The organism is Caballeronia arvi, from assembly GCF_001544695.2.
GTDB lineage: Bacteria > Pseudomonadota > Gammaproteobacteria > Burkholderiales > Burkholderiaceae > Caballeronia > Caballeronia arvi.
In genome coordinates this window covers 71,480-97,515 of sequence record NZ_FCOM02000025.1, presented here as the reverse complement: position 1 = coordinate 97,515, position 26,036 = coordinate 71,480, and the positions used below count along the sequence as shown (strand labels likewise).

General features: G+C 63.6%; 26 protein-coding genes and 1 tRNA gene. 13 read left to right on the top strand and 14 right to left on the bottom strand.

Annotated elements, in window-relative coordinates:
* Positions 1-10: 10 nt before the first annotated feature.
* The 3 genes from ntrC to glnA form a co-directional block, all read right to left on the bottom strand.
* Positions 11-1,486 (bottom strand): nitrogen regulation protein NR(I), encoded by a 1,476-nt coding sequence (ntrC, locus tag AWB74_RS24700; protein WP_061149323.1) that lies wholly within the window; start codon positions 1,484-1,486, stop codon positions 11-13.
* A gap of 106 nt (positions 1,487-1,592) precedes the next feature.
* Positions 1,593-2,735, bottom strand: a complete 1,143-nt coding sequence (gene glnL, locus AWB74_RS24695; protein ID WP_061149322.1) for a nitrogen regulation protein NR(II) — start codon at positions 2,733-2,735, stop codon at positions 1,593-1,595.
* A 162-nt stretch (positions 2,736-2,897) separates the two neighbouring features.
* The gene (gene glnA, locus AWB74_RS24690; protein ID WP_061149321.1) at positions 2,898-4,313 is read right to left on the bottom strand and encodes a type I glutamate--ammonia ligase; all 1,416 of its coding nucleotides are present in this window, start codon (positions 4,311-4,313) and stop codon (positions 2,898-2,900) included.
* A 355-nt stretch (positions 4,314-4,668) separates the two neighbouring features.
* Here glnA and AWB74_RS24685 point away from each other — a divergent pair, with 355 nt between their 5' ends.
* From AWB74_RS24685 to AWB74_RS24675, 3 genes are all read left to right on the top strand, one after another.
* Complete coding sequence (locus AWB74_RS24685) at positions 4,669-5,133, top strand: rhodanese-like domain-containing protein (protein ID WP_061149320.1); 465 nt, start codon at positions 4,669-4,671, stop codon at positions 5,131-5,133.
* Positions 5,134-5,194: 61 nt separating this feature from the next.
* Positions 5,195-5,449 carry a FitA-like ribbon-helix-helix domain-containing protein gene (locus AWB74_RS24680; protein ID WP_061149341.1) on the top strand — a complete coding sequence of 85 codons (255 nt, stop codon included), beginning with the start codon at positions 5,195-5,197 and terminating at the stop codon, positions 5,447-5,449.
* A complete protein-coding gene (locus AWB74_RS24675; RefSeq protein ID WP_061149319.1) occupies positions 5,446-5,862 on the top strand; it encodes a type II toxin-antitoxin system VapC family toxin in 417 nt (138 codons plus the stop codon). The genes AWB74_RS24680 and AWB74_RS24675 overlap by 4 nt, the downstream gene beginning before the upstream one ends.
* Here AWB74_RS24675 and AWB74_RS24670 read toward each other — a convergent pair.
* The 6 genes from AWB74_RS24670 to hrpA form a co-directional block, all read right to left on the bottom strand.
* Positions 5,846-6,553 carry a copper homeostasis protein CutC gene (locus tag AWB74_RS24670; protein WP_061149318.1) on the bottom strand — a complete coding sequence of 236 codons (708 nt, stop codon included), beginning with the start codon at positions 6,551-6,553 and terminating at the stop codon, positions 5,846-5,848. The two genes, AWB74_RS24675 and AWB74_RS24670, sit on opposite strands and share 17 nt — an antisense overlap.
* Positions 6,550-7,368: a competence/damage-inducible protein A gene (locus tag AWB74_RS24665; protein ID WP_061149317.1), complete on the bottom strand. Its 819-nt coding sequence runs from the start codon at positions 7,366-7,368 to the stop codon at positions 6,550-6,552. The genes AWB74_RS24670 and AWB74_RS24665 overlap by 4 nt, the downstream gene beginning before the upstream one ends.
* Before the next feature lie 10 nt (positions 7,369-7,378).
* Positions 7,379-8,236 carry an EI24 domain-containing protein gene (locus AWB74_RS24660; protein WP_061149316.1) on the bottom strand — a complete coding sequence of 286 codons (858 nt, stop codon included), beginning with the start codon at positions 8,234-8,236 and terminating at the stop codon, positions 7,379-7,381.
* A 67-nt stretch (positions 8,237-8,303) separates the two neighbouring features.
* Entirely contained in the window at positions 8,304-9,320 is a 1,017-nt protein-coding gene (locus AWB74_RS24655) for a sterol desaturase family protein (protein ID WP_061149315.1), read from the bottom strand.
* 88 nt (positions 9,321-9,408) lie between these two features.
* On the bottom strand, positions 9,409-10,434 hold the full coding sequence (locus AWB74_RS24650; protein ID WP_200822025.1) for a YVTN family beta-propeller repeat protein: 1,026 nt from the start codon (positions 10,432-10,434) through the stop codon (positions 9,409-9,411).
* Between the two features lie 126 nt (positions 10,435-10,560).
* Complete coding sequence (gene hrpA, locus AWB74_RS24645; RefSeq protein ID WP_235024673.1) at positions 10,561-15,060, bottom strand: ATP-dependent RNA helicase HrpA; 4,500 nt, start codon at positions 15,058-15,060, stop codon at positions 10,561-10,563.
* A 22-nt stretch (positions 15,061-15,082) separates the two neighbouring features.
* Here hrpA and argA point away from each other — a divergent pair, with 22 nt between their 5' ends.
* The 3 genes from argA to proP all read left to right on the top strand — a co-directional run bounded on the left by argA (position 15,083) and on the right by proP (position 18,931).
* Positions 15,083-16,465 (top strand): amino-acid N-acetyltransferase, encoded by a 1,383-nt coding sequence (gene argA / locus AWB74_RS24640; protein ID WP_061149314.1) that lies wholly within the window; start codon positions 15,083-15,085, stop codon positions 16,463-16,465.
* Between the two features lie 61 nt (positions 16,466-16,526).
* Complete coding sequence (locus tag AWB74_RS24635) at positions 16,527-16,799, top strand: oxidative damage protection protein (protein WP_008350541.1); 273 nt, start codon at positions 16,527-16,529, stop codon at positions 16,797-16,799.
* Between the two features lie 656 nt (positions 16,800-17,455).
* Complete coding sequence (gene proP, locus AWB74_RS24630) at positions 17,456-18,931, top strand: glycine betaine/L-proline transporter ProP (protein ID WP_061149313.1); 1,476 nt, start codon at positions 17,456-17,458, stop codon at positions 18,929-18,931.
* Between the two features lie 49 nt (positions 18,932-18,980).
* Here the strand turns inward: proP and AWB74_RS24625 are convergent, their stop codons facing one another.
* On the bottom strand, positions 18,981-19,433 hold the full coding sequence (locus AWB74_RS24625; protein WP_061149312.1) for a metallophosphoesterase family protein: 453 nt from the start codon (positions 19,431-19,433) through the stop codon (positions 18,981-18,983).
* A 72-nt stretch (positions 19,434-19,505) separates the two neighbouring features.
* Here AWB74_RS24625 and AWB74_RS24620 point away from each other — a divergent pair.
* From AWB74_RS24620 to AWB74_RS24605, 4 genes are all read left to right on the top strand, one after another.
* A tRNA-Leu gene (locus AWB74_RS24620) sits at positions 19,506-19,590 on the top strand.
* Positions 19,591-19,900: 310 nt separating this feature from the next.
* Complete coding sequence (locus tag AWB74_RS24615) at positions 19,901-20,866, top strand: hypothetical protein (RefSeq protein WP_061149311.1); 966 nt, start codon at positions 19,901-19,903, stop codon at positions 20,864-20,866.
* 9 nt (positions 20,867-20,875) lie between these two features.
* Positions 20,876-21,268, top strand: coding sequence for a hypothetical protein (locus AWB74_RS24610; RefSeq protein WP_235024672.1), 393 nt, complete (start codon positions 20,876-20,878; stop codon positions 21,266-21,268).
* 47 nt (positions 21,269-21,315) lie between these two features.
* Positions 21,316-21,504 (top strand): hypothetical protein, encoded by a 189-nt coding sequence (locus tag AWB74_RS24605; protein ID WP_235024671.1) that lies wholly within the window; start codon positions 21,316-21,318, stop codon positions 21,502-21,504.
* A 92-nt stretch (positions 21,505-21,596) separates the two neighbouring features.
* On the opposite strand, the gene AWB74_RS24600 is transcribed toward AWB74_RS24605, so the two are convergent.
* Together AWB74_RS24600 and AWB74_RS24595 are read right to left on the bottom strand one after the other, a co-directional pair.
* Positions 21,597-21,806 (bottom strand): hypothetical protein, encoded by a 210-nt coding sequence (locus tag AWB74_RS24600; RefSeq protein ID WP_061124499.1) that lies wholly within the window; start codon positions 21,804-21,806, stop codon positions 21,597-21,599.
* Positions 21,807-21,926: 120 nt separating this feature from the next.
* Positions 21,927-22,211: a hypothetical protein gene (locus AWB74_RS24595; RefSeq protein WP_061149337.1), complete on the bottom strand. Its 285-nt coding sequence runs from the start codon at positions 22,209-22,211 to the stop codon at positions 21,927-21,929.
* Between the two features lie 169 nt (positions 22,212-22,380).
* On the opposite strand from AWB74_RS24595, the gene AWB74_RS24590 reads away from it, so the two are divergent.
* The 3 genes from AWB74_RS24590 (at position 22,381) to AWB74_RS24580 (ending at position 24,865) form a co-directional block, all read left to right on the top strand.
* Positions 22,381-22,737 carry a hypothetical protein gene (locus AWB74_RS24590; RefSeq protein WP_061149309.1) on the top strand — a complete coding sequence of 119 codons (357 nt, stop codon included), beginning with the start codon at positions 22,381-22,383 and terminating at the stop codon, positions 22,735-22,737.
* A 36-nt stretch (positions 22,738-22,773) separates the two neighbouring features.
* Positions 22,774-23,574, top strand: coding sequence for a phosphodiesterase (locus tag AWB74_RS24585; protein ID WP_061149308.1), 801 nt, complete (start codon positions 22,774-22,776; stop codon positions 23,572-23,574).
* 70 nt (positions 23,575-23,644) lie between these two features.
* The gene (locus AWB74_RS24580; RefSeq protein ID WP_061149336.1) at positions 23,645-24,865 is read left to right on the top strand and encodes an MFS transporter; all 1,221 of its coding nucleotides are present in this window, start codon (positions 23,645-23,647) and stop codon (positions 24,863-24,865) included.
* Here AWB74_RS24580 and AWB74_RS24575 read toward each other — a convergent pair.
* Together AWB74_RS24575 and AWB74_RS24570 are read right to left on the bottom strand one after the other, a co-directional pair.
* The gene (locus tag AWB74_RS24575) at positions 24,844-25,284 is read right to left on the bottom strand and encodes a response regulator (protein WP_061149307.1); all 441 of its coding nucleotides are present in this window, start codon (positions 25,282-25,284) and stop codon (positions 24,844-24,846) included. The two genes, AWB74_RS24580 and AWB74_RS24575, sit on opposite strands and share 22 nt — an antisense overlap.
* A 62-nt stretch (positions 25,285-25,346) precedes the next feature.
* Positions 25,347-25,979, bottom strand: coding sequence for a response regulator (locus AWB74_RS24570; protein WP_041730251.1), 633 nt, complete (start codon positions 25,977-25,979; stop codon positions 25,347-25,349).
* Between the last annotated feature and the right edge of the window lie 57 nt (positions 25,980-26,036).

The following is a 26,036-nucleotide window of genomic DNA, read 5'->3' as shown; positions in this document are numbered from 1 at the left end:
CATTCGACGATCACGCGTCGAGATGCAGTTCCTGAATCTTGCGCGTGATCGTATTGCGGCCAATGCCTAAGCGCTCCGCCGCCTCCACCTTGCGCCCGCGCGTGAAATCGAGCGCCTCGCGGATCACCGCGGCCTCGAAGCGGCGCGCGAGCTCGTCCATCACATCGGCGGAATTCTCGCGCAGCATACGCGCCACTTCGGTGCGCAAGCCGTTTTCCCAAACTCCCGCTGTGCCCGCCACCGGCACGGACGCCGCTCCGTTCACGGCAACGGGAGCAGGCGCAACCGCCCCATCCGTCGACACCGCAATGCTCTCCGGCGTGTAGTCCTGATGCGGCACGAGATCGGGCGGCAGATCCTTCTGCTCGATCACCTGCGCGGGCGCCATCACCGTGAGCCAGTTGCACAGATTTTCGAGCTGACGCACATTGCCCGGAAACGGCAACGATGCGAGATACGCGAGCGCGTCGTCGGACACACGCTTGGGTTCGACGCCCAGATCGCGCGCGCTCTTCTGCAAGAAGTGCCGCGTGAGGAGAGGAATGTCTTCGCTGCGCTCGCGCAACGCCGGCAGACGCAGGCGAATCACATTCAGACGGTGATACAAGTCCTCGCGAAACAGGCCCTGCCGCACGCGCGCATCGAGATTCTGATGCGTCGCCGCGATCACGCGCACATTCGCCTTCAACGGGTTGTGCCCGCCCACGCGATAAAACTGCCCGTCCGACAGCACGCGCAGCAGGCGCGTCTGCAAATCGAACGGCATATCGCCGATTTCATCGAGAAAAAGCGTGCCGTTCTCGGCCTGCTCGAAGCGGCCCTGCCGCATCGCCTGCGCGCCGGTGAACGCGCCGCGTTCATGGCCGAATAGTTCGGACTCCAGCAGATCCTTCGGAATCGCCGCCGTATTCAGCGCGATGAACGGTCCGTTCGCGCGTGGGCTATGTCGGTGCAAGGCGCGCGCGACAAGCTCCTTTCCGGTGCCTGATTCGCCCGTGATGAGCACCGTCGCCGCCGAGTGCGACAGTCGGCCGATCGCGCGAAACATGTCCTGCATCGCCGGCGCCTGGCCGAGCATCTCGGGCGTTTCGGTCACGCGCTCGTCATGCGTCGCTTCACCGCGCATGCTTTCGTCGACGGCGCGGCGGATCAATTCGACGGCCTTGTCGACGTCGAACGGCTTGGCGAGATATTCGAACGCGCCGCCCTGAAACGCGGCGACCGCGCTATCGAGATCCGAAAACGCCGTCATGATGATGACCGGCAAGCCCGGCATGCGGTCGCGCACCGTCTGCAAGAGTTCGAGCCCGGAGCCGCCCGGCATGCGGATGTCGGAGACCAGGACTTGCGGGCTTTCCTGTTCGAGCGCGGCGAGCGCATCGCGCACGCCGGAGAAGCTGCGCGTCGTGAAGTTTTCTCGGGCGAGGGCCTTTTCCAGCACCCAGCGGATGGATTGGTCGTCGTCTACTATCCAGATCGGCTTCATATCGTTCGGCGAGAAGTCTTCGTGTGGTTCGGAGTGAGCCCGTCGAAACGGTCAGGCGTCAAAGCGTCGGTTGCGTTCTTGGCGTGAAGTCGATGGTCGGTGATGGTCAATTCCCGAAAGGCAACAGGATGGCAAACTCGGTGCAGCCCGGCCGGCTTTCCACTTCGATCAAGCCCTCGTGCTGATGCACGAACGATTGCGCAAGCGTGAGACCGAGACCGCTGCCGTCTTCCCTGCCCGACACGAGCGGAAAGAAGATCCGGTCGCGGATTTCCTCGGGAATGCCGGGACCGTTGTCCGTGATATGCAAGTCCAGTGCCAGTTTGTGCAGCTTCTTGCCGATCGTCACCTTGCGCGCGATGCGCGTGCGCAGTTCGATCTTCGCATCGCCTTGCGAGATGCGTTCCTTCAGCGCTTCCGCCGCGTTGCGCACGATATTCAACAGCGTCTGGATCAACTGCTCCTTGTCGCCGCGCAAGTCAGGCACGCTGACGTCGTAATCGCGCTCGATCGTGAGGCCGCGCGGAAACTCCGCGAGGATCACCGCACGCACGCGTTCGCACACTTCGTGGATGTTCACATCGCCGACGATATGCGGATGCCGGTGCGGCTCCAGCAACCGGTCGACGAGCGTCTGCAAGCGATCCGATTCCTTGATGATCACCTGCGTGTATTCGCGCAGCTCGTCGCGTTCACGCTCGCCGAGCTCGAATTCGAGCAGTTGCGCCGCGCCACGAATACCGCCGAGCGGATTCTTTATTTCGTGCGCGAGATTGCGGATCAGTTGCTTGTTGACCGCGGTGAGATCGTGGATGCGCTCTTCGCGATCGGTGCGCAGATGCCGCTCGTTCTCGAACAATTCGAGCAGCACATAGTCCGGCGCGGCTTCGAGATAACCGACGATCGCATGCACATGCACCGGCTCGCGGTTCTGACGTTCGAGCACGGCGTCGAGCCGCGTCGCGTTGAAGCGGTTCTCCGCGATCGATGCGATCGTGGCCGCCATGTCGTCCGCGTTGGCGAAAAGCTCGGGCCAGTTCGTCTGCGTCAGTTGCTTGCGCGACATCTCCAGCATCGATTCGGCCGAAGGGTTCGCGTAGGCAATCCGCAGGTTGCGCATGTCGAGCACGAGCACGACCGTAGGCAGCGCTTCCAGTCCGGGCAGCAGGCCGGTGGCCGCGAGTTGCGCGTCGTCGGAGAGCGCATCGGGATGGCCCTTGCGCGCCTTGATGAGGTTCTTTAGCACCATCGTGTAATGAGTGAGGCCGTTCGTGACACCGATCTTCTTATTGATTCATGACACTCGACAGAGATTAAAAAAGGGACGGCGCGCCGTCCCTTTTTCGTCACCGCATCGCTAGCGTCGCGCGCTTCATCGAAGCCGTCTCAATGATGCGCGCTGCCGCCATGCTTACAGCGAGTAGTACATCTCGAACTCGATCGGATGCACCGCCTGACGATAACGCTGCAGCTCTTGCGTCTTCAGTTCGATGTAGGCGTCGAGCATCGAGTCCGTGAACACGCCGCCGCGCGTCAGGAACTCGCGATCCGCGTCGAGCGCGTCGAGAGCCTGGTCGAGGCCCGCGCACACGGTCGGGATCTTCTTGTCTTCTTCCGGCGGCAGGTCGTACAGATTCTTGTCCGCGGCTTCGCCCGGATGAATCTTGTTCTGCACGCCGTCGAGACCCGCCATCATCAGCGCGGAGAAGCACAGGTACGGATTCGCCAGCGGATCCGGGAAGCGTGTTTCGATACGGCGGCCCTTCGGGTTGCTCACGTGCGGAATACGGATCGACGCCGAGCGGTTGCGAGCCGAGTAAGCCAGCTTCACGGGCGCTTCGAAGTGCGGCACGAGACGCTTGTACGAGTTCGTACCCGGGTTCGTGATCGCGTTCAGCGCGCGCGCATGCTTGATGATGCCGCCGATATAGAACAGCGCGAATTCCGACAGACCTGCGTAGCCGTTGCCCGCGAACAGGTTCTGGCCGTCCTTCCAGATCGACTGGTGAACGTGCATGCCCGAGCCGTTGTCGCCGACGACCGGCTTCGGCATGAAGGTCGCCGTCTTGCCGTACGTGTGCGCCACGTTATGGATGATGTACTTCATCTGCTGGAGCCAGTCCGCGCGCTGAACCAGCGTCGAGAACTTGGTGCCGATTTCGTTCTGGCCCTGGCCCGCCACTTCGTGGTGATGCACTTCGACCGGAATGCCGATTTGTTCGAGCAGCAGGCACATTTCCGAGCGGATGTCCTGGAACGTGTCGACCGGTGCGACCGGGAAGTAGCCGCCCTTCGTGCCCGGACGGTGACCCGTGTTGCCGCCTTCGAATTCCTTGCCCGAGGACCACGGCGCTTCTTCCGAGCCGATCTTCACGAACGTGCCCGACTGGTCCGTGTTCCACTGCACCGAGTCGAAAATGAAGAATTCGGGTTCCGGACCGAAGAACGCGGTGTCGCCGAGGCCGGAGCTCTTCAGATAGGCTTCGGCGCGCTTGGCGAGCGAACGCGGATCGCGTTCGTAGCCCTTGCCGTCGGCCGGCTCGACCACGTCGCAGGAGAGAACCAGGGTCGACTCTTCGAAGAACGGGTCGATGAATGCCGTGTTCGCATCCGGGACGAGCAGCATGTCCGACGCTTCGATGCCCTTCCAGCCCGCGATGGACGAACCGTCGAAAGCGTGGCCGCTTTCAAACTTGTCCTCATCGAAGTGCGAAACCGGCACGGAAACGTGTTGTTCTTTGCCGCGCGTATCGGTGAAGCGGAAGTCGACGAACTTGACGTCCTCGTCCTTGACGAGTTGCATGACGTCGGCCACGGATTTACTCATTACCTATCTCCTGATTAACAAAAGTCGGCGAATCGCTTCGCCGCCCCGACCAATCCTGTACATCGATTCAATCGAGGATGGAAAAGCAGCTTCCGTGCCAAGCGCACCAACTTTGCGCTAAGCGCTTGAAGCAGCGCGCGTTTTGAAAGATGCCTGCGCGTATCGCCATGCGCATGCCCGTTTGCCGCTTCGACGATCGCACCTTTTTGGTGCTCGCGTCTTTGTCCAGATTTATCGAGGCACATTTTCAGTGCATCGATGTTTTCCTGCACCAGATTTGCGCATTCCGTCTGCGCTTGTTGCACTTCCCGCGCACGCTAAAATGATTCTTTGCGTCTACGGAGACAGATTCGCCATGAGCACGCTCGAGCAACTCTATAGCCAGGCCGCCCAGCGCGCCGCGGAAAACAAGCTGACCTACGCGGGCGCCTTTTCTCCCGCCGAGGCGTTCGAACTGTTTCAACTCGATCCGCGCGCGCGCCTGATCGATGTCCGCACCCGCGCCGAGCTCGACTGGGTCGGCCGCCCGGCCATCGACGGCGCGCAGTACGCGCATATCGAATGGATTCGCTACCCCGGCTCCGTGCCGAACGCCGAGTTTATCGAACAATTGCGGCAGGTCGCCACCCCGGATACGCCGGTCGTGTTTCTATGCCGCAGCGCGGCGCGCTCGAAACTGGCGGCAGTCGCTGCGCAGAAGGAAGGATATGGGCAGGCGTACGACCTGCTCGAAGGGTTCGAAGGCGACAAGGATGGGCAGGGGCATCGAAAAACGGTAGCGGGATGGTGTTTTCGGAAGCTGCCTTGGATTGGGGCTTAGTGATCTCCGGTGCATGCAGTCCACGTATAATGAAAGCATTGCATTCAGATTGGAGGTCGAGATGGCAATGCTGACTGTACGCAATTTGCCCGACGACGTGCATCGCGCTTTGCGGTTGCGCGCGGCGGAACATGGCCGAAGCACGGAAGCCGAGGTGCGAGACATCCTCGCGACGGCCGTAAAGCCGGAGGGACGGGTAAAGCTGGGTTCTTTTCTGGCGGGGTTCGGCGGTGAGTCGGGTTTGAGCGATCAGGAGTTTGCCATCTTCGAGAACGTCCGCGACAGGACACCGGCCAAGCCTGTGAGCTTTGAATGATCTTGCTGGATACAAACGTAGTTTCGGAGTTACTTCGTGTGTCTCCGAATATGAAGGTCGTCGAGTGGATCGACGCACAGCCGGTTCAGACGCTCTACTTGTCCGCCATTACGGTCGCGGAAATGCGCTGGGGCGTCGCACAGCTTCCGGCCGGAAAGCGACGCGATACCCTCAGTGCGAAACTCGAGGAAGGATTGCTTCCGCTGGTGGCGTCGCGCGTACTGCCGTTTGATATCGACTGCGCTCAAAGCTACGCCGATCTGATGACGAAGGCCCGTGCCGAAGGACGAGGTATTGCGCTAGCCGATGGCCTTATCGCCGCGGTCGCCACCGCGAATAGTCTCACGGTCGCGACTCGCGACACCTCTCCCTTCAGGGCGGCAGGGTTGACGGTCCTCAACCCTTGGGACTAGGCACTCCGTCCACGAGACTGCGCACGCGCCTGACTCTTTCCTCATCGACAGGCGCGAGTCCTTTGCCGCCGACTCTCACGCCTGAGCCAAAATGCACCGCGCGTACGCCCGTCGACGCGACGAACGCCGCGACCGCATCGACGGTCAGTCCCGCGCCCGCCAGCACCGTGCAGCGCGTTCCCGCCGCCTTCTCGACGAGCGTCGCGATCGGCGCTTCCGCCTCCAGCACCGACTGCCTGCCACCCGACGTCAGCACGTTCGTCACGGCATCGAATCGCAGCAGCGTATCGAACGCGGCGAACAGATCGCGCGCTTCATCGAATGCGCGATGGAACGTCAGCGGCAAGCCATCGGCGGCTTCGATCACGCGCGCGAGACCCTCGGTGTCGATATCGCCATCGGCGCGCAGCATGCCGATGACGATCGCATTCGCACCCGTTTTCGCGATCGCGCGCACATCGCGCAGCATGACCGCGTAGTCGTCGGCATCGTAGACGAACGAGCGGCTGTGCGGCCGCACGATCACGTTCACCGGAATGGCGACCGCATCGACCACGGATTCGATCAGCCCGATGCTCGGCGTCAGCCCGCCCTCGCCCATCGCTGTGATGAGCTCCAGCCGGTCCGCGCCGCCGCGTTCGGCCGCGCGCGCGTCGGCGACGGTCGTCGCGATCACTTCCAGAAGCGTCACTTCGCTTCCTCCGGCGGCACTTCCACGACTTCACCGCCCAGCGCGATCACCCCTTCGCGCAACACTTCGAACGCGGCGTTCGCCTTGTCCGGATCGCCCTTCACGCCCAGATCGATATGCGAGCGCGCGTAAAGCGCGCCACGCGCCGCATCGCCGACGCTCGGCAGGCTGAACGCGCGCACGCCGTCGAAATCGCGCTCGATTGTCACCATCAGCGGCGTGATACGCGATTCCGGCAAACCGAACACGAGCAGCGAGCGCTCGACGTGCGGCACCGCGTGATGCAAGTGCGCGTATTTCGTGTCGAGCACCCATTCGATCATCGGCCAGGCCATCACCGGAAAGCCCGGCACGAAGTGATGATCGCCGACGTAAAAGCCCGGAATCTTGTTGTAGCTGTTCGGAATGATCGCCGCGCCCTGCGGAAACGTGCCCATGTTCAGCCGATGCAGATTCTCGGGCGATTCCAGATCGACCGGCTTGCCGGCTTCGGCCGCCGTGTCGCGGATGCGCGCGCGGATCAGCTCCGCCGCCTCCGGATGCAGCTCGAGCGGCACGCCCAGCGCCTTCGCCGCGCACTGGCGCGTGTGATCGTCCGGTGTAGCACCGATGCCGCCCGTCGAAAACACGACATCGCCCGATGCGAAGGTGCGCGCGAGCGTCGCGGTGATGCGCGCGGGATCGTCGCCGACGTACTCCGCCCAGTCGAGCGACAGACCGCGTGCACCCAGCAATTCGATGATTTTCGGCAGATGCTTGTCGGTACGGCGGCCGGACAAGATTTCGTCGCCGATGATGATGACGCCAATGCCCATGAATGCCCCTCTATTCTTTCAGTGATACGTCGCGGGTTTCGACCGTGATCGCCGGATAGTGCGGCTCGCTCGCGCGCAGGCGCTCCAGCGCGTGCAGGCAGTAATGCGCGAACCAGAGCGCCGAAAACACGAGAATGAACGCATACGCCCAGATCGTCACCACGGCGACGACCGGAAACAGCGGCAGCAGCCAGACGGACCACGCCCAGAGCATCGTCGGCACCGAACTCAGGAGGCCGCTCACGATGCCGATGCCAAGCAAGGACCAGCGCGCGTCGCGTACGATCGCGCGGCGCTCGTCGACGCTGGCGTGCAGCGCGAGCGCGTCATAAGTCATCACGCGATAGGTCAGCCAGCCCCACAGCAGCGGCGGAATCAGCGCGAAGAACGGCGGAATGAGCCACAAAGGCAGCGTCACGACGAGCAGCACGAGACACACGACGGTCGTCACGACCGAATGCCCGAGACTGCCGTACCACGAGCCGCCGCGCCGCTCTTCCAGCGACGCATAATGGCCCTTCGGCCGGCGCGTGAGCATCTTGACGACGCCCGGCATCGAAATGGTCGCGATCAGCAGCAGCACCGTCACGACGATCAGCGGCACCGTCATGATGACGACGAGGAACGGCGCGATCACCGCATGCAGCGACGAGAAGCCGACGGCGTCAAAAAGACGGTACATCGCGGAGGTGAGCGCCCAGCCGTCGAGCCAGATGTTCGCGGCGCCCGTGAGCGTCTGCCAGAAGAACCAGAGGACTGCGCCCCACACGACGGTGGCGACGCCGAACGGCATCAGCGTCAGCCAGAGCATGCGCGGATGAAAGACGTTCGCAAGCGCGCGCACGAACGAACGCAGCAAATCAGTCATGCGTGAGTCGTCAAGAGAAAGAGGAACCGACAGGATAAACCAGCGCCGCGCGCGGGCGCCGGATGAATCAGGCAGCAGTCGAACCGGACGCAGCCGCGCGATTGCGACGCGACGCGAGACGCGCGGCGATGCGCCTGAACGCGAGCCAGTGCTGTTCGATGAAGCCGTCGCCGTAATGGACGGGCGCCACGCCCGGCGCGCCGAGCTGGTCGCGGATGCCGGTGGGCTCGACGGTGCGGTCGAACGAGGCCGAGCGGAACAGGATGTCCCAGAAGGAAAACAGCACGCCGAAATTGCAGCCGTAGGTCGTGCCTTCGTGACCGAAGCCGATCGCGTGATGGCGCCGATGAAACGCCGGGCTAACGACAATCCGCTCGCCGAGCCAGCCGAAATGCAGGCGGATGTTCGCGTGTTGCACGCTCTGCATGAAATTGGTGATGGCCACGAGCACGACGAACTGCGACGGCTCCACACCGATCACCAGCGCGACGCACGCGAAGAAGCTCGCTTGCAGGACGTCGTCGAGCAGATGGTTGCGGTCGTCCGTCCAGAGCGACATCTTCTGCTGGCTGTGATGCACCGCGTGCAGTTCCCACCAGATGCCGAAACGATGCTCCAGCCGGTGATACCAGTAACCCGCGAAATCGAGAATCAGCAGATAGATCACGAACGTGACGAGCGGCTGCGTCGTCACGCCGGGCCAGAGGTTGTCGATCTCCAGATTCGGCACGCTATGGATGCGCAGCCAGCTTTGCATCGAATCGAAAAGCGGCTGGAACGTGAAGAAGAAAAACAGATTGAGGATGCCGAGCTTGACGATCCACGTATAGAGCACGTCCACGCGCACGCCCTTGCGGTCCTTCCATGTTTCCGCGGGACGGAACGCTTCGAGCGGGCGCAGGATCGCGTACATCGTGAGGACTTCCAGCACGCCGACGATCACCCAGTAGAGCGCGTCGTAGGTGTCCTCGTCGTAATCCATCATGCCGAGCTTGAACAGCGCCGGCTGGACGACATCAACGTAAAGAAGCGTCTGCAGCGACGAAACGAAACTGTCGAGGACCGAGAGAATGGAATGAAACATGGTGCTCCGTGGTGCTTGCGGCGACCCGATTCCAGATTCCGGGCCTTCCTCAATCGTAGTACAGGGCGCGAATCCGCGCCCTTCCCGCTTACGCTCCGTTCGGCGCTGTCACCGGCGCCCGATTGTAGAAGTAGATGCCGTGCGGCGAGCGGCCCACCTTGATCGTCTCGATAAGCTTACGATTCGCAAGGTCGATCACGCCGACATGCTTCGCGAAGCGGAACGTAACCCACAGATACTTCTTGTCCGCGGAAAGTTCCATGTCGTCGGGGCCCGGCAACAGGCCGGTGATATCGCCGACGTTCGTGAGCGATTCCTCATCGATGATGCTGATCGTGTTCGCGACGCGGTTCGACACCAGCACATGCCTGCCATCGACCATCGAGCGGAAGTTGTGCGCGCCCTTGCCCGTCGTGATGGTCTTGACGACCTTCTGGTTGCGCCAGTCGACGACGGCCACGTAATCCGCGCCCGTCATGCCGACGAGCAGGAATTTATCGCCCGGCGTGAGCCAGACGCCCGCCGGTACCTTGCCGACCTTCATCTTCCATTTGACGGTTTGCGTCGGCAGGTCGATCGCGGCGATTTCGCCCGACACCTGCAGCGAGATGAACGCCGTCGAGCTGTCATTGGTGAACGCGATGTGGCTCGGCATCGTCGCGAGCGGCATGCGTTTCGCGATGCTCAGGTTCTTGCCGTCGAAATGATAGATGTCGAGGCGGTCGAGGCGCAGACCGGTGGACACGAACCATTTCTTGTCCGGCGAAAAGCCGATCTGGTACGGATCTTCGATGTCCTGCACCCAGCGCTGGAACGCGCCGGTTTTCGGATCGACGAACATCAGATTGTTCGACACCGAATTCGCGACGATCAGCGACGACGCATCCGGCGTCGGCATCAGATGGTGCGGCTCCTTGCCGGTGGGCACGGTGCCGACGACCTGACGCGTGTTTTCGTCGATGAGGCTCAGCGTGGCTTCCGCCGAATTGAGCACGATGACGTTGTTGGCGAGCGCCGCGGTGGCGACGAGCGCTGCGCCGGCGGCGAGCGCTACGCGTGCGGCAGCCGCACGGAAACGGCCGGAAGAACGGCCGGAACGGAAAATATTGCGCATGGAAATTGGGTTTCGGAGGGCAGGCGTCATTGTAGAACGTTTGCTTCGCGCGGCGCGTTGACGGGGTGCGGCTTTTTGCGCAATGCGCTGCTTCGGCGCAAGAAACGGCGGCCTTTCAGCCGCGCTTCAGCGCTGCATCGATTCCCAGACCTTGTACAGGCGCTTCACCGAAACCGGCATCGGCGTGCGCAATTCCTGCGCGAAGAGCGACACCCGCAATTCCTCCAGCAGCCAGCGATACTCCGCCAGCCGCGCATCCGCGACGCCGCCGCGCTGCGCCAGCGCGCGCTGATAATGCTGCGCGAGTGGCTGAAGGTCAGCGAAGAGGCGCGCGTCGCGGGCCGGATCGGCTTTCAGCTTGTCGATGCGCAGCGCGATGCCCTTCAGATAACGCGCAAAGTGCGCGAGCTGCGCATATGGCGTGTCGATGACGAAGCGCTTGCCGATCAGCGCACTCGATTGCGCCTGCATGTCCGCATATGCCGATGCGAACGATTTCGCCTGCGCGAGTTTTTTCGCGAGCGCGGCATGCTCGGCGAGGATCGTCCCGACGAGCCGCGCGATCTCATTCGCGAGCAGCGTCAGGCGCCCTTTCGCGGCGTCGCGGCGGGCGTGGAAACTGGCGTCGTCGTCGGGAAGCGGGTCCTGCAGGCATGCGCGATCGAGCGCGGTCTCGACGATCTGATCGCGCAGTTCGTCCGCCGTGCCGAGCGCCATGTATTGCATCGACATTTCGCGCAGACCCGGCAGGTTCTTCTCCAGATATCGGATCGGCTCGCGCAATTGCAGCGCGAAAAGCCGCCGCAAACCCGCACGATGAATCCGCGCCGCTTCCTCGGGCGAATCGAACACTTCGACGTCGCAATGCGTGCCGCGATCCACCAAAGCGGGATAGCCGAACAGCGTCTGCCCGCGACGGCGGATTTCGAGCAGCTCGGGCAGCTTGCCGAAATTCCACGTCGTGAGGTTTTCGTAGAGCGCGGTGCCTTCGCTCGCCGGTTGCGTCTGCGGCGCGCTGGTTTCGCCGGTAAGCGCATCGAGCGCGGCGACGGACGTCAGCTTCTGGAACTGCTGCTGCGCCTGGCCGCCGAGTTCCGCGCGCAACTGCGCGAGATTGCGGCCCATCGCGAGCTGGCGGCCGTGCTCGTCGATCACCTTGAAGTTCATGAACAGATGCGCGGGCAGCGTTTCGAGCTTGAAGTCCGCGCCCTTCACCGCGACCTGCGTTTGCTCCCGAATATCGGCGATGAGCGTATCGACGAGCGCGCCCGCGCCGAATTTCGGCCCCGCGTGACGCCCGGCGAATCCCGCCGCGTATTCGGGCAACGGCACGACATGACGGCGCAGCTTCTGCGGCAGCGACTTCAACAGCAGTTGCGCCTTCTCTTTGATCATGCCCGGCACGAGCCATTCGACGCGCCGCGCGTCGATCTGATTCAGCCCGTAGAGCGGCACTTGCAGCGTCACGCCATCGCGCGGCGCACCCGGCTCGAAGTGATACGTGAGCGACATCTCGATGCCCGACATCGTCATGCGCTTCGGGAACAGGTCGGTCGTGACGCCGGCGGCTTCGTGGCGCATCAGGTCGTCGCGCGAAAGGAAGAGGAGCTTGTCGTTGCCCTCTTTCTTTTGCTCGTCGCGATACCAGCGTTCGAACGCCGCGCCGGTCCACATGCCTTCGGGAATCAGCGAATCGTAGAAACCGTGGATGAGCTCATCGTCGACGAGGACGTCCTGGCGGCGCGACTTGTGCTCCAGTTGCTCGATGTCAGCGACCAGCTTGCGGTTGTGCGCGAAGAACGGCAGACGCGTATCGAATTCGCCCTCGACGAGCGCGCCACGGATGAACAGCTCGCGCGCGTATTTCGGATCCTGCTTGCCGAAGCTCACGCGCCGGCGCGCGTAGACAATCAGGCCGTACAGCGTCGCGCGCTCGTAGGCGACGACCTGCGCCGCCTTCTTCTCCCAATGCGCGTCCGAAAGCGATGTCTTCAGCAAATGCGCGCCGACCGTTTCGAGCCATTCCGGCTCGATTTTCGCGATCGTGCGCGCATACAGCCGGCTCGTCTCGATCAACTCGCCCGCCATCACCCAGCGCCCCGCTTTCTTCAGCAGCGCGGAGCCCGGCCACAAATGAAACTTGATGCCGCGCGCGCCGAGATAATGCGGCTCGTCGTCGGCTTTGAGACCGACGTTGCCGAGCAGGCCCGTCAGGAGCGACAGATGCACCTGTTCGAACGTCGCGTCGGATTCGTTCAGCCGCCAGCCGTGCTCGCGCACGACCGTCAGCAATTGCGAATGCACGTCGCGCCATTCACGCAGCCGCAGATGCGACAGAAAATTCGCGCGGCACGCATCGGCGAGCTGCTTGTTCGACTTCTTGTGCGCGACGGCGTCCTCGAACCACTTCCAGATGCGCGTCCACTGCAGGAATTCGGAGCGCTCGTCGACGAACTGCCGATGCGCCTGATCCGCCTGCTCCTGCGCCTCGATCGGCCGGTCGCGCGGATCCTGCACCGACAAGGCCGACGCGATGACCAGCACTTCCGTCAGCGCGTGATGATCGCGCGCGGCGAGAATCATCCGTCCGACGCGCGGATCGAGCGGCAGGCGCGCGAGCTCGCGGCCGAGCGGCGTGAGCGCGTTGTCGTCATCGACGGCGCCGAGTTCGTTCAGCAGCTGATAGCCGTCGGCGATCGCGCGGCCAGGCGGCGGCTCGATGAACGGGAAGGTTTCGATCGCCGTCAGATGCAGCGACTTCATGCGCAGAATCACGGCCGCGAGCGACGAGCGCAGGATTTCCGGATCGGTGAAGCGCGGCCGCGACTGGAAATCGGCTTCGTCGTAGAGACGGATGCACACGCCGTCCGCAACGCGTCCGCAGCGGCCCGCGCGCTGGTTCGCAGCCGCCTGCGACACCGGCTCGATCTGCAACTGCTCGACCTTGTTGCGATACGAATAGCGCTTCACCCGCGCCATGCCGGTATCGACGACATAGCGGATGCCCGGCACCGTCAGCGACGTTTCCGCGACATTGGTCGCGAGCACGATGCGCCGCGCGTTCGACGGCTTGAACACGCGTTCCTGCTCCTGTGCGGACAGGCGCGCGAAGAGCGGCAGGATTTCGGTGTGCGGCGGATGATGCTTGCGCAGCGCTTCCGCGGCGTCGCGGATTTCGCGCTCGCCGGGCAGGAACACGAGCACATCGCCGGGGCCGACGCGGCACAACTCGTCGACGGCATCGACGATGCCTTCCATCAGATCGCGGTCGGTCTTGCGGTCGCCGCGCTTCGGCGCGGTGCCCTGCGCGTTCTTGATCGCCTCGCTTTCCTCTTCGATCGGTCGATAGCGCACTTCCACCGGATACAGCCGTCCGCTGACTTCGATCACGGGCGCGGGTTTTTCATCGCTGCCAAAATGGCGCGCGAAGCGCTCGGCGTCGATGGTCGCGGACGTGACGATCAGCTTCAGATTCGGGCGCTTCGGCAGGATTTCCTTCAGATAGCCGAGCAGAAAGTCGATGTTCAGGCTGCGCTCGTGCGCCTCGTCGATGATGATCGTGTCGTATGCGTTCAGCAGCGGATCGGTCTGCGTTTCCGCGAGCAGAATGCCGTCCGTCATCAGCTTGACGGATGCGCCCGGCGCGAGATTGTCGGTGAAGCGCACCTTGTAGCCGACCACTTCGCCGAACGGCGTGCCAAGCTCCTCCGCGATGCGCCGGCCCGTCGCCGATGCCGCGATACGCCGCGGCTGCGTGTGCCCGATGAGGCCGCTGCCGCCCACGCCGAGGCCGCGTCCGAGCGCGAGGCAGATTTTCGGAAGCTGCGTGGTCTTGCCCGAGCCGGTTTCGCCGCTGACGATCACGACCTGATTCGCGTCGATCGCACGCGCGATCTCGTCGCGCCGGGCTGAAACCGGCAGCGCTTCGGGGAAGGTGATCGGCGGAACGGGATTCGGCGTGATGATGCGCGGCGCGCGGGGCGGACGCGGTTCTCGCGGTGGTCGCGGCTCGCGTGCTTCGGACGGGCGTTCGGATTTCGGCGTTTCGTTTTGCCGTTCGGTGACACGCGGCTTCGTATCTGGCTTGCGCGCTTCGGCAGGCATGCTCTCGACCGCGCGTCGCGGACGATCAGTCTGCTCACGACGGACATCGTTCCGCTTGGGTTGCGCTTGCGCTTGCGGCTGCGAAGAAGGCTGCGCAGATGTGCGTGCGTCTTCGCGCGGCTTTGGCGGACGGTGATCGGGTTGCGGTCGCGGCGTCTTCGCGGCGGGCTCTGGACGCCGATCGGCCTGCGCCGGCACTGTCTTCGCGACAGGCCGCGGACGCTGATCAGGTTGCGCCAACGCTGTCTTGGCCACGGGCTGCGGACGCTGAGCGGCTTGCGGCTTCGCTTCTTTCGAAACCCCAGCAGCACCCGCTTTCGCCCCCGCGAATCGCCGGGCGGCGAGTTCCTTCTTGCTCAATCCCGCCGACTCGCCGGAAGCGCCCGCGCCTTCGCCTTCCCGCGCTTCGCGCAGCAGATTTTCACGCAGCTTCTTCAGCTGGTCCTGAGTGTCGGTGGCTTTATCGGCGGATTGGGGCTTGCCCGGCTGGCCGGGGCGTGCGGGTCGGAAAACATTCGGCATAGCGTCGCATTATAATCCCGGGATGAATTCCCAAACCGACCTCACGATGAGCACACAGGCGGCCTCGCAGCCGGTTGCTTCAGAGCCCGAAGCGCCCAATCCCCTCGCCCAGTTCGTTGACTGGATGCGCTCCGTCGCGCCCTATATTCACGCGTTCCGAAACAAGACCTTCGTCGTCGCGTTCGGCGGCGAACTGGTGCAGGAAGGACGTCTGAACGCGCTCGTACAGGACGTCGGCCTGCTGCACGCAATGGGCATCCACGTCGTGCTCGTGCACGGTTCGCGCCCGCAGCTCGACGAGCAGTTGAGCCTGCACGGCGTCGAATCGTCGTTCTCGCACGGGTTGCGGATTACGGACCTGCGCGCCCTCGAATCCGCGAAGGAAGCGGCCGGCGAAGTGCGCCTCGACATCGAGGCCGCGATCAGCCAGGGCTTGCCGAACACGCCGATGGCCCATGCGCACATCAGCGTCGTGTCGGGCAATTTCGTGACGGCGCGTCCGGTCGGCATTCTGGATGGCGTCGATTTCCAGCACACGGGCGTCGTGCGCAAGATCGACGGCGATTCGATCCGCCAGTCGCTCGCGTCGAACAAGCTCGTGCTGCTGTCGTCGCTCGGTTTTTCGCCGACCGGCGAGGCGTTCAATCTGTCGATGGAAGATGTCGCGTCCGCCGCGGCCATCGCATTGCGCGCCGACAAGATCATTTTCGTGACGGAAATTCCCGGCCTCGTCGACTCGGAAAACGAACTGATCCGCGAATTGTCGCTCGACGACGCGTATCGCCTGCAGGAAAGCGGCGAGCTGCAGGGCGACACGGCGTTCTACCTGAAGCACACGGTGCGCGCATGCCGTGGCGGCGTCGCGCGCGGGCACATCATTCCCTATTCGCTCGACGGAAGCGTGCTGCTCGAACTGTTCCTGCACGATGGCGTCGGCACGATGATCTCGTACGAGAATCTCGAAAGCCTGCGCGAAGCGACGCCGGACGACGTCGGCGGCATTCTCACGCTGATCGAGCCGCTCGAAAGCGATGGCACGCTCGTGCGGCGCGGGCGACACCAGATCGAGCGCGACATCGATCACTTTTCGGTCATCGAGCACGACGGCGTGCTGTTTGGCTGCGCGGCGCTCTATCCGTATACGCAGGAGCGCATCGGCGAGATGGCATGCCTGACGGTCGCGCCGGAAGCGCAAGGTTCGGGCGACGGCGAGCGGCTTCTGAAGCGCATCGAGCAACGCGCCCGCGCGCGCGGCCTGACCCGCATCTTCGTGCTGACGACGCGCACGGAGCACTGGTTCCTGAAGCGCGGCTTCGTGAAGGTGACGGTCGACGACCTGCCGGAAGACCGCAGGCGACTCTACAACTGGCAGCGCAAGTCGCTCGTCCTGATGAAACAGCTTTGAACACGAATCAACGAGGCGCGAAAACATCGCGCTGAAGTCCCCGACACAGGAGAAACTCATAATGGCCCGAATGGTTCAATGCGCGAAGCTCGGCAAGGAAGCCGAAGGACTGGATTTCCCGCCGCTGCCCGGCGAGCTTGGCAAGCGCATTTACGAAACGATCTCGAAGGAAGCCTGGCAAGGCTGGCTCAAGCAGCAGACGATGCTCATCAACGAAAATCGTCTGAACATGGCCGATCCGCGCGCGCGCCAGTACCTTATCAAGCAGACCGAGAAATATTTCTTCGGCGAGGGCGCCGATACGGCTTCGGGCTACGTGCCGCCGCAAAGCTGAGATCGCGCTTCGACTGTCCTGCAAGAACCGGCCCATGCGGCCGGTTTTTTCTTGCCCGCGCGCGCCGCAAAATGGTCTGCCTGGTACATCAATAAATTCAGCGGAATCCTATAGCGGATAAGGGTTTGCGCCGATTCCAATGCACCGCATTAAGTAAGCGGTTTGCACATCATCTGTCATCGTGTTATTATCTTGCTCGTTATCAACAGCAACTCACCATCATTCACGCGTAATTGTTTCCGAAGCGTGCTTCGGTCTCTCGCGCGTTAGTGACAGTTTTTATACAAAGAGGCGCGTCGGTTTCCGAGCAACAACGCCGGCCTTTTTCGTCTCAAGCAGTTTTTTCGCCGACGTCGCGGCCCACCCGCGGCAGTTCACGTTCACCGTGGAACTCGCCGTCCGCACGTCAAATTCGTTGGTTTCATCCGAGTGCAATTTCGCGACTACACCCGCGCGAGGCACCGGCACCGTGTTTCTTTTCGCTTTTCAGCTTCGCGCCGCCCGGCCCGAGGCTGTGGGAAGCCTTTGCTTTCGTCTCAAGCGTTCGCGGCGCCGTCTCGAAACTGCACTATCCCGGCAATTTGCGTCCGTCCTCCGCGGCGACGCACCCGAAGTTCTTTCGAGCTTTCGGGATCGAATACGGAGTTTTTCGAACTATGTCTTCTCTTCACGAGGGCCTTTGGCGTAACAGCGAATCATCGAGTCCGAAGTCCGATCTCACCCTCGACGACATCACCATCGTCGATCAATCCCTGCTGAAGCGCGCTGTCGGCGCGATGGCCATCGGTAACGCGATGGAGTGGTTCGACTTCGGCGTGTACAGCTACATCGCCGTGACGCTCGGCAAGGTGTTCTTCCCGTCGTCGAGCCCGGCGGCGCAGCTGCTCGCGACGTTCGGCACGTTCGCCGCGGCGTTTCTCGTGCGCCCGATCGGCGGCATGGTGTTCGGCCCGCTCGGCGACCGCATCGGCCGCAAGCGCGTGCTCGCGATGACCATGATCATGATGGCCGTCGGCACCTTCTGTATCGGCCTGATTCCGAGCTACGACAGCATCGGCGTGATGGCGCCCGTGCTTCTGCTCGTCGCGCGTCTCGTGCAGGGCTTTTCGACGGGCGGCGAGTACGGCGGCGCGGCGACCTTCATCGCCGAATTCTCGCCGGACAAGAAGCGCGGTTTCATGTCGAGCTTCCTCGAGTGCGGCACGCTCGTGGGTTACGTGCTCGGCGCAGGCGTCGTCGCGGTGATGACGTCCGTCATGTCGCAGGAGACGCTCCTCGGCTGGGGCTGGCGCATTCCGTTCATCATCGCCGGTCCGCTCGGTCTGATCGGTCTCTACATCCGGATGAAGCTCGAAGAGACGCCGGCGTTCCAGCGTGAAGCCGAGAAGGCCGAAGCCGTGTCGCACGAGACAACCAAGCAGCAGTTCCGCGAAACGCTGCTCCAGCAATGGAAGCCGCTGCTGCAATGCGTCGGCCTCGTGCTGATCTTCAACGTGACCGACTACATGGCGCTGTCGTATCTGCCGAGCTATCTGTCGGCGACGCTCAAGTTCAACGAATCGCACGGCCTGTTCATCGTGCTCGCCGTGATGGTGCTGATGATCCCGCTGACGATCTTCGCGGGCCGACTGTCGGATACGATCGGCCGCAAGCCGGTGATGCTCGCGGGTTGTATCGGCCTGCTGGTGCTGTCGATTCCGGCGCTTTCGCTGATCCGCATGGGCACGGTTCCGTCGATTTTTGCGGGCATGATGATTCTCGGCGCGCTTCTGTCGACGTTCACGGGCGTGATGCCGTCGTCGCTGCCCGCGCTCTTCCCGACGAAGATCCGCTACGGCGCGCTCGCGATCGGCTTCAACGTGTCGGTATCGCTGTTCGGCGGCACGACGCCGCTCGTCACTGCATGGCTCGTCGACACGACCGGCAATCTGATGATGCCCGCGTACTATCTGATGGGCGCATCGCTGATCGGTATCGTGTCGGTGCTCGCGCTGCAAGAGACGGCGAAGAAGCCGCTGAAGGGCTCGCCGCCGTCGGTGGCCTCGAAGTCGGAGGCGCATGCGATTTTGCGCGGCCATCGCGAAGCCGCCGAGATGGACGATGCGTTCCCGGAAGGCACGGTGCGCGCGTGATATCGGTGTGATCTAAAAAGGGCCGGCGCTCGATGCGCCGGCCCTTTTTTCATGTCACGAGCGCGACGATATGCGCTTCCGACTTGCCTTCATCGATATCGAGCAGCGCGAGCGTGACTGGCAACCTGAAACGGCGCGGCCCCGCGCTGCCGGGATTCACGAAGAGCACATCGCTGCGTTTTTCGACGAGCGGCTTGTGCGAGTGACCGGTGATGACGACATCGATGCCGTCGAGCTGCTTCGGGATATCGGCGATATCGTGCACGATGTGGATCGTCGCGCCGCCGAGCGTGATGCGCGCATGTTCGGGCAAGTGCGCGACGTCATCGCCGATATCGTTGTTGCCGCGCACGACCGTGAGCGGCGCGAGTGAAGCGAGCGTATCGAGCACGTCGCGCCGGCAGATATCGCCGGCGTGCAGGATGTGCGCCACGCCGCGCAAGGCATCGAGCGCTTCGGGGCGCACAAGATTGTGAGTGTCGGAGATGACGCCGATTCGCATTCGTAGGGTTCCCTTGGTCAAGTCGAGCGTTTTTGGTGCGCGCGAGGGCAATGGTAGAATCGCGTCCGCCCTGCCGGGGTGATGAAATTGGTAAACATAGCGGACTTAAAATCCGCCGCCTCACGGCTTGCCGGTTCGAGTCCGGTCCCCGGCACCAAGTAGTTTGCAAGCATCGCCCAAGTTTGACCAGAAACCCCGACAGCGTAAGGCTCTCGGGGTTTTTTGTTCAACGTTGCTCAAGTTTCACCGTTGCCACCGGGGACATATCACGGCATTTTTGGCGCATCGCGACGCCAAAATTCACTGGCTGCTGGCGTCATCGTGGAACTTGTACAAGCGATGGTTCGCCCGAAGGGGTAAACCGCTCTATGTTTCGGCATGCTACCTATTTGCCCTTTCAACGCGACGGGAAGCGAGATGTCGACGAAGGCGAAAGATGCATCCAACAATCGAGACGAGAGCGGCATATGCAGAAGGTAGAACTGGAAGAGAGCACCGAAAGGCGCTGCACGCTCTACAGCGAAACCGGATACGAGGACGAACACCGGAGCAGCTACGCGTTTTCGTTGCTGTCAGAAGCCGAGCGGCGCAAGCAACGAGAGCAGGACAAAGAGGATTTTCTTGAATGGTTTTGGCTTAGCCCGTTGGCCGGTGGTCTCGCCGGTGACGTTGGCGTGGAAGAGCTTGACGCGCTGGGCGAATTCGCCATCGAGAATGGCCTGACTCGCGGGCATTCGAGAGACACGCACGAGCAACTGGAGGAAGCAGTCAAGGAGGCAGTAGAGGATGACCTCGTCATTCCCGTCATCGATCGCGCCGACGATTGGGGCGGCGGCTACGTGCCGGCGGACGCGTCCCAAATGTCCACACTCCCGGACGGGCCGCGCGTGCCTGGTGACTTGTTCCCGCCGTTATCGGGCGCCTTCGGCAGCGGCGAGGCGATCGTGCCGGGCCCGTATCAGCCGTCGAAACAGGAGGCGCTTCTGAAGGCTGCGCGATCGGCCGGATCGGGCGCGGTCGGGGGCGGTGACGGCGGCGGCTTCGATTGGCTCGGCGCGGCAGAAGCGGCGGCAGGTGCGCTGCTCGGAGGCACGGCGTCCGACAATGACAGTGGCGGCGATCCGATGCTAAGAAGTTTTTCCGATGGTGTCGGCAGCTCGTTGCTCGGCGATGCGCAGCCGTTCGACTATCAGCCCGATATACCAGATGGCGATGTTGACGAGCTTTCCGGTATGCCTTTCAACGGCGAACCGGGTGCGTGGATTTCCAGTATGCCGGGGACAATGCCGCAGTTGCGTCAATACGGGCCGATCGGTACGCCCCTGACGGACTTCGACCTCGAGGCACATCATGGCAATCCAAATCCGCACGCGCACAACTGGGACGGCTACAGCCGCGACGACGGCGCGCCGGTTTCCCTACTTCCTTGGTAGATGATCGATATGACAGAAGAAGCATTGAAGACCTGGGGATATTTCCACGATTGGTATCTGCACAACGTGACCATTGGCCCGAATGCGGAGCCTCGAACGCTGACGCTTGGCCTGCAACTTGGCAGCAGAAACGCGGTGGTCACGTTTAACGGCGTGACGTGTCTTTCGGTGGAGCGCCTTGGCTTGCTGAACATCGTCTACGGCATCCATTTTGTTGCGCCGGATGACGCGAAGTACGCGCGGGCCAGTGCCGTACTGGAGGCTGGCGAGCGGCTTACGAACAGGAAAGCCGCCTTGCTTGCTTTCGTCTATTCCACGCTGGGCGCAGAACTCGCCATTGAGTGCGACTCGCTGGAGGTCCATGTGACCGAGAGCGGAACGTTCGCCTCCCCGCTCCTGTGAGCGCGAAACGAAAGCAGACTCGACTGGCCGGCGAACTCGGTTGCTTCGTGCAGAAGTACGCGCGTAAGGCGCACGCTGGCCATGATCCGAACGACCGCCGATACGACAGGAAAATCGAGAAGGCGATACGGACGCTGCGCCCGGACGAGCTTTCCGAGCTGCTATCCGGTGACGGTGAGATCGACGAGTCGCCGCGTACGGTCGGCGGAACGATCGAGATCGACGAATATCGTTGATACCGGCTCAATTGCGCACGCGGCGATTCCCAGCCAGGCAGGCGGCGCGCTGCTGCGATGAACTTCACAGCATCGGCGCGCACCCGCCCCTCTCACACCGCATTTAACAGCCTCTCCGCATCCCTCACGGCGTCGAAAAGCGCCTCGATCGGCGTATCGCGGTCGAGCAGGCACACATGCTCGATATCGAACGGCAGCGCGTCCACATCGATGAAGCGCACCGTCCCCGCGAAGCAGTCGCGCGTTTTCCCTCCGCGCACGGAAGCGATGTAATGGGGCGTGATATATAGGGCAACGGGCATGGTGGCGGCCTCTGAACGACCCGGTCGATCCGGTCGATGAGCCAAAGTCTAGCGACGCCCGTCGCCCCCCGGCACCCGCCTGACGCAGGGAGCACGCCCCCTCTTGCGCGGCCCCCGCCGCTACACCGAATGCCCCAGCACACGCGCGACGTAATGCCGTCCCCACGCCTCGCCGTGCGCAATCGCCTCGGCGACGGTTTCGAAAAGACCGTGGTCGCCCGTCATTTCGCCGGAATCGTCGGCAAGCTTCGAACCGTGCAACGGCTGGCGGTCGAGCCGCGACACGCGCACGCGGATCGCGTAGCCCTCGGACGGAGCGACGCCGGTGTCGCCGTCGACCTCGCGGGGTTTGGGCACGGCCTGCATGGCGAGCAGGTAATCGCCTACTTCGATGTCCTTTTGCATGGCGGTCGCCTCCATCGATTGAACGCGCTCGAAAAAACGCCAATGCCGATTGTGCTACCGCATCGCGCGGTAAAACAAGCCGTCGCGGAGCGCGCGTGTTATAAAGCTTCGCCCGACTTTCATCACGCTCGATGCACCTCGCGGCATCGGGCATCGACCGGATTCATCGATGAACCATCGAACCCGCCGCCTCTTTTTCCTTCTATTCTCGATTCCGCTCGCGTATCTCGCCGGCTGCACGTCCTATTACAAGAACGTCGAAGCCTGCAAGGAGAAGGCGCGCGCCGACTATCCCGACGCCGCCAGCGCGCCGCTGAAAATCACGGGTTCCGGCGCGAGTTATCATGGCTCGCGGGTGGTCGTGCACGGCACGATCCAGAACCCGCCGAAGCCGCCTTCCACTAAACCGGTGATGGGTGCGGCAGCCGCCGAATGCACGTTCAGCGAGACATCGATGACGGGCTTCCAGTGGCTCGCGCCCGCCAGGCTCGCGCCGAAGCCGCCGGTGGCCGACGCCGACGAGTAAGCCGAACCGCCGCCCGCGACGAGGAGAGACACGCGCATGCTGCTCGCCCAGATCAGCGATCTGCACATCACGCCGCCGGGCACGCTCGCCTACGGCCGCGTCGATACAGCCGCCTTTCTCGCCCGCGCTATCGAGGCGCTCAATGCCGTCGATCCGCGTCCCGACGCCGTACTCATCACGGGCGATCTCGTCGATGCGGGCGGCATCGACGAATATCGCCATCTGCGCACGCTGTTAAATGCACTCGAAATGCCGTGGCGCGTGCTCGTCGGTAATCACGACGATCGCGACAATCTGCGCGCGGTGTTCGGCGATCGCCCCGAACTCGCGGGCCACGACGGCTTCATTCAACACGCATTCGATGTCGGCGACGTGCGCGTGATCGCGCTCGACACGCTCGATCCCGGCTCGGGCGCCGGCCGCCTGTGCGCGGCGCGCCTCGGCTGGCTCGAAGCGCAGCTCGACGCCTGCCGCGAGCGACCCGTCGTGATCGGCATGCATCATCCGCCGATTGCGTGCGGCATCGGCTTCATGGACGACATTCGTCTCGCCCCCGACGACAGCCGCGCGCTCGACGCGCTCCTGCGGCGTCATCCGAATGTGGAGCGCATCGTGTGCGGCCACGTGCATCGGGCGATCACCGCGCGTTTCGGCGGCACGATCGTGTGGTGCGCGCCATCGACGGCGCACCAGGTCGCCTTGCAACTGAAACCGGACGGCCCCGAAGCCTTCGTCATGGAGCCGCCGGCGTTCGGGCTGCATCTGTGGCGCGTCGGTCTCGGCCTCGTCACGCATTGTGTGAGCGTCGAACAAGGCGGCGGGCCGCAGCCTTTCTAGCAGCGCGCTGCGGCGCGCGCGCGTCTTCAGTATGATCGGCGGCTGGCTGTCCACGCCTTCGCGCCGATCCATGCCCCCATTCTCCGAATCGAATCAGAACGAACGCCATCCCCACTACTCGCGCGCCACGCTCTGGCTGCTCGCGACCATCGCGGGCGTTTCGGTCGCGAACATCTACTTCAATCAGCCGCTGCTCGACGATTTCCGCGCGAGTTTCCCCGAAAGCGCCTGGCTGATCGGCGCCGTGCCCGCGTCGACGCAGCTCGGCTACGCGCTCGGCATGCTCGTGCTCGCGCCCCTCGGCGACCGCTTCGACCGCCGTCTTCTGATCCTGCTGCAACTGGCGGCGCTCGGCGTCTCGCTCGTCGTGGCGGCGAGCGCACCGACGCTCGCGGTGCTGATCGCGGCGAGCCTCGCGATCGGCATCGTATCGACGATCGCGCAGCAGGCCGTGCCCTTCTCCGCCGAACTCGCGCCCGCCGCCGAGCGCGGCCACGCCGTCGGCATGGTAATGAGCGGCCTCCTGCTCGGCATCCTGCTCGCGCGCACCGTGTCCGGTTTCGTCGCGCAGTATTTCGGCTGGCGCGCGGTGTTCGGCGCATCCGTAATCGCGACCGTCGCACTCGCGGCCATCGTGATCGCGCGGCTCCCCAAAAGCCGGCCGACATCGACGCTGTCCTACGGCAAACTGCTCGGCTCGATATGGCATCTCGCCGTGGAAAGCGCAGCGCTGCGCGAAGCCGCGCTGACCGGCGGTGCGCTCTTCGCGGCGTTCAGCATCTTCTGGTCGGTGCTCACGCTGCTGCTCGCGGGCGCGCCGTTTCACATGGGTCCGCAGGCGGCGGGGCTGTTCGGCATCGTCGGCGCGGCGGGCGCGCTCGCCGCGCCGCTCGCGGGCAAATCCGCCGACAAACGCGGGCCGCGCGCCGTCATCTCGCTGTGCATCGGCCTCGTCGCGCTGTCGTTCGTCGTGTTCGCGTTTTCTGCGACGAGCCTCGTCGGGCTGGTCATCGGCGTGATCGTGCTGGATGTCGGCGTGCAGGCCGCGCAGATCTCGAACCAGTCGCGCATCTACGCGCTCAAGCCCGAAGCGCGCAGCCGCGTGAACACGGTCTACATGGTGGCGTACTTCATCGGCGGGTCGCTGGGATCGGCGGCGGCGTCGCTCGCGTGGCACGCGATGGGCTGGATCGGCGTCTGTCTCGCCGGGCTGGTCGCGACGGGTCTCGCCGCCTTCAGCCACTGGCGCGGACGCGAACGCGAACGCGCTCAGGCGCGCCCGAGCGCGTAGTCATGCAGCGCGTCGAGCACGCGGTCGAATTCGAGGGATTTGTCGAAGAAATGACGCACGCCGTATTGCAGGCACCGCTCGCGATACGCCGGCAGCGCGTGATTCGTGAGCACGGCGACGAACGCGTCGCGCGTGCGGGCCGCCCCGCTCGCCTGGAGCCACGCGAGCACGTCCAGCCCCGAGCCGCGCTTCAGTTGCAGATCGACGATCACCGCGTCGAACGCCTGCGACGACAAGAGCGCGATGGCGTCGTCGGGCGTATCGGCGAACGCGGCCACGCGCCACGACCTGAGCGCCTCGATCGCTTCGGTGATGCTGCGCCGGATCAGCGGCGAATCTTCGATCAGCAGCACCGCGAGCGGCATGCGCGGCGCGCCCGCCCGGCCCTCCCGATCGTCGGTGATGATGTGATTGCCCACGTCGGGCGCCCTCCGGAAATGCTGCGCCCGAACGGGCGGCGCGGATGTGGAGCGATGCGCCGCTATTCGATCAGGCCGTTCTTGATCGCGTAATACGTGAGGTCGGCGTTATTGGCGAGCCGCATTTTTTCCAGCACACGCGCGCGATACGTGCTCACCGTCTTCACCGACAGATGCAATTCCTGCGCGATCTCCGTCGGAATCTGGCCGCCCGCGAGCTTGCAGAAGATCTGAAACTCGCGCTCCGACAGCAGCTCGTGCGGACGTTCCGCGGCGGGCTTGTCGAGCTTGTCGGCGAGCGCATCGGCGATGAACTCCGACAAATACCGATGGCCCCGCGCCACCGTGCGGATCGCGCGCACGATTTCGTCGGGCGCGGCGTCCTTGTTCAGATAGCCGTTCGCGCCCGCTTTCAGCAGGTTGATCGCGTACTGGCTCTCCGGAAAGCCCGAGAGCATCAGCACGCCCTGCTCCGGCCTTATCTGCTTGATCACGCGCAACGTGTCGACGCCGTTCTTGTCGGGCATCGCGATATCGAGCAATACGACGTCGAACGCCTGCTCGCGCACGCGCGCAATGGCCTCGTCGCCGGTCGCGGCTTCCGCGGCGACTTCCATATCGGGCTCGTCCGCGACGAACTGCCTGAACCCGCTGCGCACGATCGCGTGGTCGTCGGCTATCAAGACTCGAATCATTCGGGTCGTCCGCGCTGCCGGACGTTCTTGTAGTAGTTGATCGGTCATCGTACGGAT

What these genes read in the sequence shown, in the direction of transcription:
- glnA (WP_061149321.1), bottom strand. Translation starts at nt 4,313, where the DNA reads ATGAGTAAATCCGTGGCCGACGTCATGCAACTCGTCAAGGACGAGGAC.
- AWB74_RS24570 (WP_041730251.1), bottom strand. Translation starts at nt 25,979, where the DNA reads ATGATTCGAGTCTTGATAGCCGACGACCACGCGATCGTGCGCAGCGGG.
- AWB74_RS24590 (WP_061149309.1), top strand. Translation starts at nt 22,381, where the DNA reads ATGAACCATCGAACCCGCCGCCTCTTTTTCCTTCTATTCTCGATTCCG.
- AWB74_RS24675 (WP_061149319.1), top strand. Translation starts at nt 5,446, where the DNA reads ATGATCTTGCTGGATACAAACGTAGTTTCGGAGTTACTTCGTGTGTCT.
- AWB74_RS24650 (WP_200822025.1), bottom strand. Translation starts at nt 10,434, where the DNA reads ATGCGCAATATTTTCCGTTCCGGCCGTTCTTCCGGCCGTTTCCGTGCG.
- AWB74_RS24685 (WP_061149320.1), top strand. Translation starts at nt 4,669, where the DNA reads ATGAGCACGCTCGAGCAACTCTATAGCCAGGCCGCCCAGCGCGCCGCG.
- AWB74_RS24665 (WP_061149317.1), bottom strand. Translation starts at nt 7,368, where the DNA reads ATGGGCATTGGCGTCATCATCATCGGCGACGAAATCTTGTCCGGCCGC.
- AWB74_RS24615 (WP_061149311.1), top strand. Translation starts at nt 19,901, where the DNA reads ATGCAGAAGGTAGAACTGGAAGAGAGCACCGAAAGGCGCTGCACGCTC.
- ntrC (WP_061149323.1), bottom strand. Translation starts at nt 1,486, where the DNA reads ATGAAGCCGATCTGGATAGTAGACGACGACCAATCCATCCGCTGGGTG.
- AWB74_RS24635 (WP_008350541.1), top strand. Translation starts at nt 16,527, where the DNA reads ATGGCCCGAATGGTTCAATGCGCGAAGCTCGGCAAGGAAGCCGAAGGA.
- AWB74_RS24600 (WP_061124499.1), bottom strand. Translation starts at nt 21,806, where the DNA reads ATGCCCGTTGCCCTATATATCACGCCCCATTACATCGCTTCCGTGCGC.
- AWB74_RS24580 (WP_061149336.1), top strand. Translation starts at nt 23,645, where the DNA reads ATGCCCCCATTCTCCGAATCGAATCAGAACGAACGCCATCCCCACTAC.
- argA (WP_061149314.1), top strand. Translation starts at nt 15,083, where the DNA reads ATGAATTCCCAAACCGACCTCACGATGAGCACACAGGCGGCCTCGCAG.
- AWB74_RS24610 (WP_235024672.1), top strand. Translation starts at nt 20,876, where the DNA reads ATGACAGAAGAAGCATTGAAGACCTGGGGATATTTCCACGATTGGTAT.
- AWB74_RS24655 (WP_061149315.1), bottom strand. Translation starts at nt 9,320, where the DNA reads ATGTTTCATTCCATTCTCTCGGTCCTCGACAGTTTCGTTTCGTCGCTG.
- AWB74_RS24585 (WP_061149308.1), top strand. Translation starts at nt 22,774, where the DNA reads ATGCTGCTCGCCCAGATCAGCGATCTGCACATCACGCCGCCGGGCACG.
- AWB74_RS24660 (WP_061149316.1), bottom strand. Translation starts at nt 8,236, where the DNA reads ATGACTGATTTGCTGCGTTCGTTCGTGCGCGCGCTTGCGAACGTCTTT.
- glnL (WP_061149322.1), bottom strand. Translation starts at nt 2,735, where the DNA reads ATGGTGCTAAAGAACCTCATCAAGGCGCGCAAGGGCCATCCCGATGCG.
- proP (WP_061149313.1), top strand. Translation starts at nt 17,456, where the DNA reads ATGTCTTCTCTTCACGAGGGCCTTTGGCGTAACAGCGAATCATCGAGT.
- AWB74_RS24625 (WP_061149312.1), bottom strand. Translation starts at nt 19,433, where the DNA reads ATGCGAATCGGCGTCATCTCCGACACTCACAATCTTGTGCGCCCCGAA.
- AWB74_RS24595 (WP_061149337.1), bottom strand. Translation starts at nt 22,211, where the DNA reads ATGCAAAAGGACATCGAAGTAGGCGATTACCTGCTCGCCATGCAGGCC.
- AWB74_RS24680 (WP_061149341.1), top strand. Translation starts at nt 5,195, where the DNA reads ATGGCAATGCTGACTGTACGCAATTTGCCCGACGACGTGCATCGCGCT.
- hrpA (WP_235024673.1), bottom strand. Translation starts at nt 15,060, where the DNA reads ATGCCGAATGTTTTCCGACCCGCACGCCCCGGCCAGCCGGGCAAGCCC.